Genomic DNA, 13,271 nt, shown 5'->3' with positions numbered 1-13,271 from the left:
GGAAGTGAAATTAAAAAGCTGGGATCATAAATGATCTTCAGCTTTTTTCTATATAAAAAATAAAAAACCTTTCTTTTATATCGTTAATTACGATATAATCTTTATTAACGATGTAAAGGGGTGTTTTTTTGAAAGATAAACTTAAGTTGTTAAATCAGTATTGGACGGATATTTATTTTCATTTGCATTATCTCCATAGAGAAAAAATTTCTCACCAGGTGGTGCGTATTCTTCAACTTGTAGACAAGAAGTCAGGGGTTGGGGTAAATGAAATTGCTTCATACTTACAAGTTTCTCATAATACTGCATCAGAGCATGTAAAAAGAACGATTGAAAAAGGGTATTTAGTGAAGGTGAGAGATCCCCATGATGAACGAAAAGTAATCTTGAGTTTAACAGAATCAGGGGAAGAGGTTCTGTATAGGAATACAAGCTTGGATGAAGAAAAACTTGGAAAGGTTCTGGAGCAACTGAACGAAAATGAAGGGGAACTGGTTGAACAAGCCCTCAAAATACTAAGTAAGAGGGCAAAAGAATGTACATGATGGCAAAAATTATTGTATCGGCAATTATTATAGGTGTGGTGACTGAGATTTCAAGAAGATTTCCTTCATACGGAGGCATAATTGCAGCACTGCCTTTAGTAAGTTTACTAAGTATTATCTGGCTGTACATTCAAGGAGAACAATCCACTGAAATAAGCAAATTTGCATTAGGGGTCCTTTGGGGATTCCCGGCGACTGCGATTCTTTTAGCCATCGTTTATCTTGGGATTCAACACTCGATTAACTTATTTTTATCTATTGGAATCGGAGTATTTGGGTGGGGGATGATTTTATTTTTACAAGACCTTGTGTTGAAAAAAATCTTCTAAACCAGTGATACTAAACCAAAGGGACGGCCAGATCTTTGTTTAGAGGCAAATTTGTCGGTTTTTCCCTTGTTTAGGGTTGTGGCCAAGTATTAGATTGAATTGAAAGACTTAACAATGAAACCACTGTATAAAAACTTTAACATTCCTCTTCACTAAAATAATCTACCCCTTCTAAATAAGTGACCAACTCATTCAACGTCCCCAATGACTTCAATCCCTTACTCATTTGTTCCCTCATATCCACGATCCGGCTTTGAAGGATGGGCAGGATGTCTCGGTAGTTTTTCTTCTCAATTCCTTTAAGGATCTCTCTGCATTGCTCGAATCCCATACCGGATAATCGCAGTAGTTTTATAATGAACAGCTTGTTTATTAATGCCCCATCGAAATACCGGTAATTATTTTCTCCTCTGCTTGCTTCAAATAGCTCTTGCTGTTCCCACACTCTCAAAGTGGAAATTGGCAGGCTTAATCGCTTGGACACTTCTTTGTACGTGACGGGTCCATCCATTTGAACCTGTGGTGTGATATCCTGGCTGCTTAAAGTTGATTGCAATTGCTCTATGACCAACGTGCTTTCTTCATAGTTGTTAACCAGTTCTGCCTGAAACTCAACTGCCAGAATAATAGCCGCTTCCCGTTCTTTATTCACGAGGTGCCTCATCATTTTCGCTACTTCTGTCCATGAATATCCAGCCATCATCTGACGTGATGCTTCGAAAAATTTTTTATGGATGTCGGTGTATTGGCGATAGTTGTTTTTTCCTCTTGGGGCATGGGGAATGAATCCCCATGCTTCGTATTTTCTGAGCAGGTCTGCACTTAAGTTAAATGACCTGGTGATTTCAATTCCCCTGTAATAACGTGAACTCATCGAGTATCTCTCCAAACATTGAAATAAAACATGGAACTCTCATTCCGGCTTTTAATGGTTTTTCACTACGATTACCATATCCATTCTGAATAACCCTCGAACCTTGCAACAGAGTGCTACGATTAAAGTATAAGTAAAATATTTCAAATTTTCAATCGAGAGAAAGGGAGAGGTAACATGCTGCAGGTTCGAAATTTAGGGAAGACCTATGAAGTCCCTGTCAGGGAATCGGGGCTCAAAGGGGCTTTATCAAGTTTTATTAAACGTAAGAAAAAGGAGATATGTGCTGTAACGGATCTTTCTTTTGAAATCAGGAAAGGGGAGATGGTTGGGTTTATCGGATCGAACGGGGCAGGAAAGAGCACCACTTTAAAAATGCTTAGTGGCATCTTGCATCCTTCAAGAGGAGACGTAACGGTTCTCGGATTTAAACCCCATCAACGCCAACATGTTTATTTGAAGAAAATCGCCTTGATTCGGGGAAGCAAACCTCTCTTTGCACCGGCTGACTTGACGGCACTGGATGCACTTCACATGCAGAGGATAATATATGACATCGATTATAAGGATTTCACCAGGGATCTAGGTAAAATCGTCGATTGGCTGCAGATCGAGCCATATTATAAAAAGCCGCTTAGAACTCTTTCTTTAGGAGAAAGGATGCGTTGTGGGTTAGCCTGTTCACTGGTGTACAACCCGGAGGTCCTGTTTTTAGATGAACCGACAATTGGTCTTGATTCCAATGCCCAGCAACGCATTCGGCATTTCTTGAAAGAATACAATCGGGAAACGAATGCGACGATTCTGTTAACCTCCCACTACATGGAGGATGTGACTCAGCTGTGCAAGAGAGTGATGGTCATTGATAAAGGAAGATTACGTTTTGATGGAGGTATCAATCACATGGTCAATCAGTTGACTCCCTATAAATTCATTGTTTTTACCCTTGAAGAGTCAAGCGTCCTGCCTGCTGACTTATCTAAATTGGTAATAGATACACAGGATGGGAAGTACACCATGCGCGTTTCGAATCAACACGTTCCTTCCGTGACCGCCCGCTTACTGTCGAACTTTTCCATTCTTGACTTAACCGTTGAACAACCGCCATTTGACAATACGCTCCAACAATTATACGCAGCTGAGGTGGTGTAAAGGATGAGTAGAGTCGCTGTTCTTAACGGTTACCGTCTGCTTAAAGGTTATACGGTGTGGAAGACGATGGATGTGTTTAGCTGGAGGTCGTTTATTTACCTGCTCGTCTTTTCTCATTTGATCACCCCCTTGGTTTCGTTATTTGTTTGGCAAACGGTCACGGCAGAAGGACAGGTTGTTGGGGGTTGGGGTTCCAGTCAGTTCCTGATCTACTATTTAGCGATTGTCATGGTGCGGCAGCTGACGGTTTCGTATGAACACCATATGCTGGGGATGCAAATCTACAATGGTGAATTAACCAATCTTCTCTTGAAGCCCCATCATTTGCTTTATGTCGTCATAGGGGAAAACCTCGCTGTGAAAGTGGTGTCATATACCGTTTCGGTCCCCTTGGTCATCGGTCTCTGGATTTGGCTAAGCCCGGAAAGTACAGCATCGGTTACACGGATTTCACTCTTTATCCTTACAGTCATCAATGCATGCGTCCTTCGTTTTCTATGGCTTTATTTGTTGACCCTCGCTGCCTTCTGGACAGAGAAAACACAATCATTAGTAAACGCAGGGGAAGTGGCGTTCTTTTTTATCGGGGGAGAAGTGGCACCGCTGTTTCTTATAAATGGAGCGTTCAGTGATTGGTTGTACTACACCCCCTTTTACGGGATGTTAGGCTTCCCGGCTGAAATACTGACCGGGACTAAAGGTGTCTCTCTTACTCACGGACTTCTTCTGCAGGCAGGATGGATCATGATTCTGCTGTTCTTGTGTAACCTGGTTTATAAAAAAGGTATTAAAAGATATTCTGCTCTAGGAGGTTAGTAAGATGAGAAAAAAGCTGGCTTTAGTATTCCTGTTCTTTAGAACGTCACTCATGACGCAGCTGCCTTACCGGGTTAATTTTCTTACACAGGCTCTATCTACACTATTCTATTTTGCAAGCGGGGTATTCGGCCTCAGGATTGTATTTCAGTTTACAGATTCCCTGGCAGGGTGGACGCTTTTAGAAATCGTCACGTTATTAGGAGTCTATCAGTTGGTGGCAGGAGTCCTTTCGCTATTTGTCATGGGGAACATTGAAGCACTTCCAGATAAGGTAGTTGACGGTCATTTAGATGAAACACTCTTACTTCCTGAAGATGCCCAGTTCCTTGCTAGCTTCGGGAGTTGCAATGTATGGGCACTCACTGACATCATACTTGGATTTACCATAATAACGGGGGCAGCCTTTTTTCAAAAAGGAATGGTTTCTCTTCATTTCATTCAGTTTATCATTCTACTAGCATGTTCTCTCATCATCAGTTACTCCTTCAGAATGTGGATCGGCACGTTGTCATTTTGGCTTGGCAGAACAGGGGGAGGCTTTATCCTGTTTTCAAGTATATGGACGATGGGAAAGTACCCGGTTGATTTGTATCCTCCGATGATAAAATGGCTCCTTTATACACTCGTTCCTGTTGGTATTGTAGCTGCGACTCCGACGTATGCTCTGTTTCAGGGGATTTCATTCATTCAGATGGTGGGATTGTTGTTGGTGACTTTTATGATCTCACTTTTCACGAAATTTTTATGGTGGAAGGGGTTAAGTAGGTATTCAAGTGCTACTTCTTGAAGTTAACTATTGTTAGGAATTAGAAATTAATGGATAATGGTTTCAGAGTGTAATGAGCAAGTTCAAGGAGTGGATCGATATCATTATTCATCCAATAGAATTTCATATTCGTAATCTAACCTATACCATAAGGTCAGCAAGAGAAGTTGATGCTCAGAAACTGTCAGAAGTACGGCTCCAGGCAGACGGAGAAACGGAAAACCTCGACAGGGAAAGAGGAGAGGCGTATATAGATGAAGAAGGCTTCATTCAAATCATCAAAGAAGATTCAGAGAGTCCGAGAAATCTCTTCCTGGTTTGTGAAGTCGAGGACAGGATCGCCGGTTTCTCCAGATGTGAGGGGACATCATTAAAGCGGATCGCTCATAAAGTAGAGTTTGGGGTATGCGTCTTACAGGAATTCTGGGGATACGGCATCGGAAAAAATCTATTAAAAGAGAGCATACGTTGGGCTGACGACAGCGACATTAAGAAGATCACGTTGAATGTGCTCGAAACAAATGAAAAAGCCATCAAGCTCTATAAAAACAACGGGTTTGAAGTGGAGGGAGTATTGAAAAGAGACAAATTTTTATCGGATGGACGTTACTACAATACCGTGGTGATGGGACGGTTTCATTCGTAAGGAGTGGTTATGGTGAATCTGACATATAAGCCAATGAAAAAGTATAGCCTTCTTTTATTTGACCTGGATGACACACTGCTTGAAAATTCAACATGGTTTGACGATGGGCTGGCTCAGACTCTTGCCGAACATCCATTGACAAAGGGAATGGACGAACAACAATTTTTGAAGAAAATAAAACAACCTCCAAGATTTCTAATAGATAAACTTGTAAGGGGTGAACTAACTACATCTGAATTTAAAAGAGAAAGATGGAAGAGTGCCCTTGATTCCTTTGACGTGAAAGCAAAGATTGAGGAAATAAATCAGCTTGAATCACTCTTTCTTAACGCAAGTATGAACTTTATAACGGTTGACGAATACGTATTAAATTTAATGAATGAACTGACTAAGCATTATGAAGTTGGAATTGTTACGAACGGACTTTATGACCCTCAACAAAAGATAATCAATATGGGTTTAGGGGATGTATTCGGCCAAGATAAGATCATTCATGCAGAACCATTAGGTATTAGAAAGCCTGATTCTAGAATCTATACTATTGCTCTAGAAGCATTTAATAAGAAACCCGAGGAGACGATATTCATAGGTGACTCGTGGACGCATGATGTAGTTGGCCCCATGGAAGCAGGGATGGAAGCGATATGGGTTAATTTCAGAGGGGAAGAAAAGCCAACGGATCATACTCCGTACGCAATGGTGACTTCTATTATGGAAATAAGAGATATTTTGGTGAGTAGCAGTTTGAGCAGTTCAAAAGGGGAAGAAGAAAGTTATGAATAATACTTTAAAAGAACAACTCCAACACCTAGAAGAAAAATTATTAAAACCAGAAACTCGTTCATCCAAAACAGAACTCAGCCGGATTCTCGCAGAGGGATTTTTTGAAATTGGGAGTTCGGGTAAGATTCTTTATCAAGATGAGGAAATCAGTGATGGAGGAATAGGAACAGTCCAGATGACAATGGACCAGTTCGAAATTCATCCTTTATCCGATGAAATCATATTGAGTACATATAGAATTTTTAATGAAGAAACGCAACAGCACTCGTTGAGGAGTTCCATTTGGAAATGGATAGATGAAAGATGGCAGATGGTTTTTCATCAAGGGACCAGGGTTAGTTAGGAAAACACATTTTTTCGGAGGGTGAAAATATGCAAAATGCAAAGCCTAGATTGGTTTTAAGGGTGGATGATCTTGAACGATCTCTTTCATTCTATCGTAAAGTATTTGGTGGGAGTGAGGAATGGAGAAAAGATGCGGTTGCACAGTGGAGGCTTCCTAGTGGTGGGGCGGTTTTATTCACGGAAGGAAACCAAGAGAATTTTAAGGAGTATACCGATGACGCTTTTGTCAAACCTGATACGGGCCAGCGGTTTTATATTATGGGAGAGAAAATTGAGAACCTGAAGCGAAAGTTTGAGGAAGAACAAGTTGATTATGAACTGGAAGTAGATCCAGGGTTTGGCCAGTTAATTATGGTGAAGGATCCAGATGGGTTCATCGTTTCACATTGGGAAGAGTTGTTTATGTCAGACGAAGAGATATTATCGCTATATAAAAGTGGGATCGATCGAATAGATACCGTGCTAAAAGGGTTATCTAACGATGATTTGGACTTGGTTAGAGCTGAAGGCAAATGGTCCATTCGGCAAACCGTGCTACATTTCATTGATTCGGACTTAACCATGTTCCATCGTATTAAGTTTGCGTTGGCTGAAGACGGTAGAAATTATAAGAATAACCCATACGACCCCAATCTATGGGAAACGGGAACGAATTACAAAGGTCGATCAATCGAAACCGAGGTATCCCTTTTTAAATTAATACGGGAGCACGTACTAAATCTTTGTGAGAGCTTACCGGACTCCCTCGATAGAAAAATTCAAACGGAAGACCAGGGTGAGCTGACCGTTAGAAAAATGATCAAGATGGTAGCGGGACATGCAAAAGGGCATCTTGAACAGATTGAAGAAACAAGAGAAACTCATCATGTGTGAGGCGAGAAGCTTATCAATCTCTAATGATAAGCTTCTTTTTTATAACTATATATTGAGTTGTTGTCAATAAACTGGAATAATTGGAATTGTCAGTAATAAGGCTATTGTATCAGGGAGGAAAGAAATGAAGTACAAAATCGTTTTCTTTGACATTGATGGAACAATTACACATCACGAAACTGGAAAAATATCAGATAAAACGAAAGATGCCATACGTACTCTAAAGAACAAAGGGTATAAACTGGTGGCGGCAACTGGCAGGCCCTTATCGATGTGCGACGATATAAAAGAGTTAGGAATCGATACGTTCATTACAGCAAATGGCGGCTATGTCAAACATAACGAAAAAGTGATTCATAAAGTTCCCATGGACCGGAATCTGGTAAAAGAGATTGTGGATTTCGCCCATGGCAAGCATGGCCTTTCTTTCTATACCGAAAGCTTCTGTATGAATGGAGTGGAGAAAGAAGAAATAGCCCGTGCATTGAAGGAAACGTTATCGTTGGATGAATATCCTGTGAGGGAGAGTCTTATTGGTGAACAGGATGTCTACTTGATGTGTTTATTTGCAACGGATGAAGTGGTGAAATCATATCAACAGAGGTTTCCTCATCTTACCTTCAGAAGATGGCATCCATACGTGTTAAATGTGCTACAAGAAGATGTGTCAAAGTCATTAGCCATCCAGAAAGTATTAGATTACTATGATTTGCATCCATCTGAAGCCATCGCTTTCGGTGATGGGGATAATGATGTGGATATGCTAGAAATGGCGGGCCTTGGGATTGCAATGGAAAATGGCAGTGACAGATTGAAATTCGTTGCGGATTACGTCACGAAAACATCCGGGGAAGATGGTATTGCGTTTGCGTTGGAGAAATTTAGTGTTATTTAGTTCATACCCGCTTAAATGGAGAGGATTGTTTTGCTAACCTTATATATTACAAGGCACGGAGAAACGGAATGGAATACTGAGAAAAGAATGCAGGGCTGGAGAGATTCAAGCCTCACAAATAAAGGGAAAGAACATGCAACGCTTTTAGGAAACAGACTGAAAGAGGTTGAGTTCGAGGCCATCTATTCAAGTTTAAGTAAAAGAACCGAAATGACGGCAGGCTTAATAAGCGGTAACCGCGAAACTCCGATCATCCTCGATGAAAGACTGAGAGAGATCAATATGGGGATTTGGGAGGGAGAAACGGTTTCACATATTAAGGCGAACCATCCCGAAGAGTTTCACTCTTTTTGGAATACGCCTCATCTTTATCAACCACTCGGTGGAGAACATTTTGATGAAGTGAAGGACAGAGTATTGAAATGTATAAGCTCGATTCGTGAGATCCACGATACAGGGAATATCTTAGTCGTTACTCACTCTGTTGTCATCAAGACATTGCTAGCCTATTTCAAAAACCTTCCCTTAGAGAAATTATGGGAACCTCCATTCATACATGATACCAGTCTTACCGTTGTTGAGTTACGGGAAGAGGGATGCAGGATTGTAATGGAAGGGGATTTATCACATCGGGCAAAATCAAGTTAAGGGGATGAGTACATGCTGAAGAAAATACTTTTCTTAGTTGGAATTATGCTTCTATTAGCAGGCTGCAACACCAAAGATTTCTCTTTCTCCGGAAATTCCGATCACTGGCATGCCGAACTAAACGTCAACCAGTCCAGTGATTTTGAAAAAAAGGATTTTGTCCTGAAGTATAAAGGGAAGGACATTGATTCTGTTGGTGACGTGGCCTATGACGTAGAAGAAGTTGGCGGATTTGGTAGAACGGGTGTGACCCTAGAAGAGAATGGAGTCATCCGGGACAGTAGTGAATCAAATCCCACGAATGCCAAAATGAGTGAAGATACTGAGGTTAAGGTAACGGTGAAGTGGGATGATCAGGAGGAGACATTCACTCTAGCAAAAGATTAAATAAAGGTTGGATCGTATGTCAGAGAAAACGTTTCAAATGAAGTTGTGGCTGATGGCCGTACTGGGCTCGATTGCTCTGTTTGTTGTGACGAAATATATATGGGAAGAAGCCAATAATGTACTATTACTGGTATATTTACTAGTTGGGTTCCTAATGAATTTTTTTATCTCGAAAATCAGAAATTTGAGGGCTTAGGTATGGCGGGAAATGTGAAATTGAGCAAAACTAGGAGGGGAAATCGATGAACTACGTCAAAAATCTGCGTAAACTCGTGGGCACCAGACCCTTAATTCTCCCCGGTGCTGTCGTCATCATCTTAAACGACCATCATGAACTGCTTCTCCAGCACCGAACAGACGGTGGATGGGGACTCCCTGGTGGATTGATGGAACTGGGTGAGAGTTTAGAAGAGACGGCAAGGAGAGAAGTGAAGGAAGAAACCGGTCTTGAGATTGGGGAGCTTACTCTTGTAAATATCTTCTCAGGTACTGACTATTACTTCAAAGTATCAAATGGAGATGAACTGTATTCTGTCACGGCTGTCTACGTCACAAAGGACGTGAGCGGGAAAATAAGCGTCGATGAAACCGAATCGGTTGACGTCCAATTTTTCAAACTGGATGAACTGCCGGATGGGCTGACCGATGAATATAAAAGATATATCATGTCATACATAAATTCAGGGGTGGAAGCATGATTGCTTCAGATAGCATTTTAAACACATGGAACAAGTTTAATGATTTCCCAATGGAGACGTTAACGAAAGTCTGGTTTTATCAACAGGGGAGCGTGAAGAAACAGCGGGATGTCTCTCTTATGAGGGAGCATCGGGAACAGTTCGGTATGTCCGGGAATTGTTTTGATCTTGCCCTCTGGTTACTGGATGAGTTTAAAAGAGAAGGTGTCGAGGCGTATCCCGTTGGTCATGATCTGAATTCCGACGAAGCTCATGCAGCTGTCATCGCACTGAATGAAAAAGGGGAACGGTTTCTATGTGACCTGGGCGATCAGTGGTTGAATCCTATTCTAATAGATACGAAGAGTACAGATTACACCAACGAAAAATTAAGTGGATTCTTTCCTGCTGCAAAGGTGCAAGTTCAGGAGCACCCATCAGGTATCGAAATCCACTATCATCGACCGAATGGAAAAGTATCAAAACAAGTTTTCCAGACTGAACGAATTGATATGGATACATTCCTAAAGGCTGCTGAGCAATCTCAACATATGATCAAGAATCATCCATTATTGGAGTGCAGAATCCCGTGCCAATCTGAAATCGCCCATTGGGAGTTTTATAATTGGGAGAGTTTTCTAAGTACAACAGAAGGGCTGATGAAGGACAAAAAGCTGGCAACAGTGGAAGAATGGGCTGAAAGAATTCATGGGAAAACGGGATACAACAAAGCCATTCTAATCGGGATATTAGAGCATTACAAAAGCATTCGAGGGTGAAAGGAATCATGACTATGAAAACAACCCCAGAAGTGACACTAAGAGAATTGACGTTGGACGATGCAGAAGAACGATACAAATGGTGCTTGGATAAGGAAGTAACCAAACACCTGAACATGCCGGAGAAATATCCTCCTTTCAGTCTGGAAGAAACCCGTGCCTGGATTGACATGTGCATCAACAAAACGAATGGATATGAACAGAAAGCGATCTTGACAGGAGAAGGCAAGCACATCGGCTGGATCGATTTGAAAAATATTGACCACCTAAATAAACATGCAGAACTGGGGATCGCGATCGGTGATAAAGCCTACTGGAGCAAAGGCTACGGATTAGCTGCCATGCGTGAAATGCTTCATTGGGGATTCGAGGAACTCGGGTTGAACAAGATTTGGCTCAGAGTTGAGATCGATAATGAAAAAGCCATCAAATCATATAGAAAAATGGGATATGTGGAAGAAGGCATTTTAAGGCAGGACAGATTGAGAAGCGGAGAGTTCGTGGATCGATTACGAATGAGTATTCTCAGGGAGGAGTTTGTCTATGAATCAAAAATTTAATGAGTTTATTGATATTGCCCGGAAGTTAAATGGTATTGGCATTAGGCCACTGCTGATGGGATCGGTCGGATTGGAAGAGGTCACGGGCAGGAGCTGGGATGCACAGGATCTCGACATTCATGTGCCTGGTGATAAAAGGGGTTGGGAAGTGCCAGCTGAAACATCTATACATAACTGGAGTGAGATTGTAGGGATCATGAATTCCATGGACTATACGCTGATCGATTTGCATGAGCATGAATTTTCGAAAGATGGATTATCCGTGGAGTTCGGTATTATTGATACGCTTCCAGGATTTTCCGGAGTAAAATTAGAAAATCTCGAGACACATAGAGCAGGGGATGTGAACTATTATTTACTGAATCCAGAGCAGTACTTACGTGTTTACGAGGCTTCCTCTAAAGACAGCTATCGGGCAAATCAGAATAATCATAAGGACTTGGGGAAGATCGAGTATTTGAAACAAGTACACTTTCATAAAGAAACAAACGCATAAACCATATATGTTACAGTGAATATAAGCCAAATTCTGGAGGTGTGTAAGAATGTATTTCTTGATTTTTCTGGGAATAGTTATTTTCTATTTTGCCATCCGTATTTTCATCGGTTCAAGGAAAATGGAATTTTATGGTGACAGCATTAAAAAGAATAGACCAGACCCAAGAGCAGAAGCTTATCAAAAGTCAGCACAGCATTCCCAACAAGCCACGAATGCGAATAATCAAACGGGTGGCGGGGGTGGACCTTCTGCATGAATCTGTTGAAGTGTCTCACTCTCTTCCTCATGGCAATGGTGATCACGGGCTGTAGTAACAATGATATAAAGCGTAATGAAACATTCGAGAACGCACTATCTTCCACGGTGAAAAATCAACAAAACAAGGAAATTGAGATTCATTCCATAACTGACTTCAGATGGGACAAAGCGTACTTGTTTCCACCCTATACCCCTCAAGAGAGTATAGAAAAAAAGCTCGGGATTGAATTCGAAGATCCCAGCCACATCAGCAGCAGGGATGATATCTACTTACTCGTTTTTCTGCATGAAGGTAAAGTGGTGCAGTATGCTGAAATAAATCGTGAAAAAGCCGATTTTACAATGGATGGGAAAGAGTATCTGTCTCCTTCTGAGGATGTATTGAAGGTGGAAAGATATTAATTTAGCAGGCTCTTATTATTTTATTAAATAAACAAATGGGAACTTCTTAGATGAGAAGTTCCCATGATGGTGCAAAAGAGTTTACTGATTCATTTTTTCCAGTAATCCACCAACATCCATATTTCGAATGGAGACAATCTTCCCTTCTTCATTTAAATTTATTCTTGCCGCGACGGTCGCCGTGCTCGTTTCACCATTCTTACTGTATTCCACATCCACTTTATAATCATAAGCAAGGTCTGAATCCTTTATAATTTCAATATTTGTTGCCTTCATCAGATAGTCATTTTCAAAAGCCACGCGCTGATAAAACAAGATAAGATTCTTATTCATCATATCTTGCCAATCCATCACAAGAGGCGCATAGTTCTCAACTACATACTCCTTTAGCTCAGGTGGAAAGGGACCATTTTGTTTAAAAGCTGCTTTGAGTTCATCACCAGGTCCGGTGAATTCGTTTTTTAAAAAGGATTGGATGGTTTCAGCATTCTCATCCTTTTCCTTAGGTGCACTGCATCCTGCAGCTAATGCTACAAGTGCCGTTAACATGAACAATTTTATTATTAGTTTTCTCATCTGCTAAATCGCCCCCTTATTAATCTATACGGATCTTAATGGGGAATTTTTCAATTTACTTTGAGAACTTTTGGCTTTCTAGGAAAGATCATACCGGTGGAAGATGGCCGTGTGTGGGAGATAGTGAAATAGTTTATATCGTTGACATTGGATATATATGTTAAAATATATAACATCTTAATTTTTTCCTGGAGGAAGATTCATGAATCATGTTACAAAGGGTATCGTATTTGTTTTAACAGGAATTTTATTCTTATTATTATCATTTATTCTCCCGCTACCGACCCCGTTATGGGCTGTCATCCTTAGTGCGAGTATTATTCTAAACTGTGCAGGGACTGCGTTTCTTATTAGATTCATTCAGGAATCTAATAAGAAGGAAATAAAATAGAAAAGTATAGATAGTTCTATGAAAAACGGCATTAGGTATAGCATTCATTATATTTTACGGTACAAAA

21 protein-coding genes are annotated in these 13,271 nt (G+C 40.8%); 19 read left to right on the top strand and 2 right to left on the bottom strand.

The window, feature by feature from the left end:
• Window positions 1-128 precede the first annotated feature (128 nt).
• Together AM506_RS04275 and AM506_RS04270 are read left to right on the top strand one after the other, a co-directional pair.
• Window positions 129-545, top strand: a complete 417-nt coding sequence (locus AM506_RS04275; RefSeq protein WP_060671148.1) for a MarR family winged helix-turn-helix transcriptional regulator — start codon at window positions 129-131, stop codon at window positions 543-545.
• A complete protein-coding gene (locus tag AM506_RS04270; RefSeq protein ID WP_060671146.1) occupies window positions 536-874 on the top strand; it encodes a DUF3147 family protein in 339 nt (112 codons plus the stop codon). Before AM506_RS04275 ends, AM506_RS04270 begins: the two co-directional genes overlap by 10 nt.
• Before the next feature lie 136 nt (window positions 875-1,010).
• Here the strand turns inward: AM506_RS04270 and AM506_RS04265 are convergent, their stop codons facing one another.
• Window positions 1,011-1,748, bottom strand: coding sequence for a MerR family transcriptional regulator (locus AM506_RS04265; RefSeq protein WP_060671144.1), 738 nt, complete (start codon window positions 1,746-1,748; stop codon window positions 1,011-1,013).
• Window positions 1,749-1,925: 177 nt separating this feature from the next.
• Between AM506_RS04265 and AM506_RS04260 the strand changes: the two genes are divergently transcribed.
• The 17 genes from AM506_RS04260 to AM506_RS04180 all read left to right on the top strand — a co-directional run bounded on the left by AM506_RS04260 (window position 1,926) and on the right by AM506_RS04180 (window position 12,237).
• Window positions 1,926-2,900 carry an ABC transporter ATP-binding protein gene (locus AM506_RS04260; protein ID WP_060671142.1) on the top strand — a complete coding sequence of 325 codons (975 nt, stop codon included), beginning with the start codon at window positions 1,926-1,928 and terminating at the stop codon, window positions 2,898-2,900.
• 3 nt (window positions 2,901-2,903) lie between these two features.
• Entirely contained in the window at window positions 2,904-3,716 is an 813-nt protein-coding gene (locus tag AM506_RS04255) for an ABC transporter permease (RefSeq protein WP_060671140.1), read from the top strand.
• A gap of 4 nt (window positions 3,717-3,720) precedes the next feature.
• Complete coding sequence (locus AM506_RS04250) at window positions 3,721-4,506, top strand: ABC transporter permease (RefSeq protein WP_060671138.1); 786 nt, start codon at window positions 3,721-3,723, stop codon at window positions 4,504-4,506.
• Window positions 4,507-4,585: 79 nt separating this feature from the next.
• The gene (locus AM506_RS04245; protein WP_060671342.1) at window positions 4,586-5,131 is read left to right on the top strand and encodes a GNAT family N-acetyltransferase; all 546 of its coding nucleotides are present in this window, start codon (window positions 4,586-4,588) and stop codon (window positions 5,129-5,131) included.
• Between the two features lie 12 nt (window positions 5,132-5,143).
• Entirely contained in the window at window positions 5,144-5,914 is a 771-nt protein-coding gene (locus tag AM506_RS04240) for an HAD family hydrolase (protein WP_235576035.1), read from the top strand.
• Window positions 5,907-6,257 carry a nuclear transport factor 2 family protein gene (locus AM506_RS04235; protein ID WP_060671136.1) on the top strand — a complete coding sequence of 117 codons (351 nt, stop codon included), beginning with the start codon at window positions 5,907-5,909 and terminating at the stop codon, window positions 6,255-6,257. Before AM506_RS04240 ends, AM506_RS04235 begins: the two co-directional genes overlap by 8 nt.
• A gap of 29 nt (window positions 6,258-6,286) precedes the next feature.
• Window positions 6,287-7,132, top strand: a complete 846-nt coding sequence (locus AM506_RS04230; protein WP_060671134.1) for a DinB family protein — start codon at window positions 6,287-6,289, stop codon at window positions 7,130-7,132.
• Between the two features lie 124 nt (window positions 7,133-7,256).
• Window positions 7,257-8,027, top strand: coding sequence for a Cof-type HAD-IIB family hydrolase (locus tag AM506_RS04225; protein ID WP_060671132.1), 771 nt, complete (start codon window positions 7,257-7,259; stop codon window positions 8,025-8,027).
• Window positions 8,028-8,057: 30 nt separating this feature from the next.
• Window positions 8,058-8,675, top strand: coding sequence for a histidine phosphatase family protein (locus AM506_RS04220; protein ID WP_060671130.1), 618 nt, complete (start codon window positions 8,058-8,060; stop codon window positions 8,673-8,675).
• Between the two features lie 12 nt (window positions 8,676-8,687).
• Complete coding sequence (locus AM506_RS04215; RefSeq protein ID WP_060671128.1) at window positions 8,688-9,062, top strand: membrane lipoprotein lipid attachment site-containing protein; 375 nt, start codon at window positions 8,688-8,690, stop codon at window positions 9,060-9,062.
• Between the two features lie 16 nt (window positions 9,063-9,078).
• Window positions 9,079-9,258 carry a hypothetical protein gene (locus AM506_RS04210; protein WP_152968524.1) on the top strand — a complete coding sequence of 60 codons (180 nt, stop codon included), beginning with the start codon at window positions 9,079-9,081 and terminating at the stop codon, window positions 9,256-9,258.
• 46 nt (window positions 9,259-9,304) lie between these two features.
• Window positions 9,305-9,760: an NUDIX hydrolase gene (locus AM506_RS04205; protein WP_060671124.1), complete on the top strand. Its 456-nt coding sequence runs from the start codon at window positions 9,305-9,307 to the stop codon at window positions 9,758-9,760.
• Complete coding sequence (locus tag AM506_RS04200) at window positions 9,757-10,518, top strand: hypothetical protein (protein WP_060671122.1); 762 nt, start codon at window positions 9,757-9,759, stop codon at window positions 10,516-10,518. The genes AM506_RS04205 and AM506_RS04200 overlap by 4 nt, the downstream gene beginning before the upstream one ends.
• A 14-nt stretch (window positions 10,519-10,532) precedes the next feature.
• Window positions 10,533-11,078: a GNAT family N-acetyltransferase gene (locus AM506_RS04195; RefSeq protein ID WP_060671120.1), complete on the top strand. Its 546-nt coding sequence runs from the start codon at window positions 10,533-10,535 to the stop codon at window positions 11,076-11,078.
• Window positions 11,062-11,574 carry a hypothetical protein gene (locus tag AM506_RS04190; protein ID WP_060671118.1) on the top strand — a complete coding sequence of 171 codons (513 nt, stop codon included), beginning with the start codon at window positions 11,062-11,064 and terminating at the stop codon, window positions 11,572-11,574. The genes AM506_RS04195 and AM506_RS04190 overlap by 17 nt, the downstream gene beginning before the upstream one ends.
• Before the next feature lie 49 nt (window positions 11,575-11,623).
• Window positions 11,624-11,833, top strand: a complete 210-nt coding sequence (locus tag AM506_RS04185) for a hypothetical protein (protein ID WP_060671117.1) — start codon at window positions 11,624-11,626, stop codon at window positions 11,831-11,833.
• Entirely contained in the window at window positions 11,830-12,237 is a 408-nt protein-coding gene (locus tag AM506_RS04180) for a hypothetical protein (RefSeq protein ID WP_060671115.1), read from the top strand. The genes AM506_RS04185 and AM506_RS04180 overlap by 4 nt, the downstream gene beginning before the upstream one ends.
• An 81-nt stretch (window positions 12,238-12,318) precedes the next feature.
• Here AM506_RS04180 and AM506_RS04175 read toward each other — a convergent pair whose 3' ends face one another.
• Window positions 12,319-12,813: a hypothetical protein gene (locus tag AM506_RS04175; RefSeq protein WP_060671113.1), complete on the bottom strand. Its 495-nt coding sequence runs from the start codon at window positions 12,811-12,813 to the stop codon at window positions 12,319-12,321.
• Window positions 12,814-13,271: the final 458 nt, after the last annotated feature.

Source organism: Rossellomorea vietnamensis (assembly GCF_001305855.1).
Lineage (GTDB): Bacteria > Bacillota > Bacilli > Bacillales > Bacillaceae_B > Rossellomorea > Rossellomorea vietnamensis_A.
The sequence above is the reverse complement of the archived record's forward strand: the minus strand, read 5'-3'. Positions and strand labels throughout refer to the sequence as shown.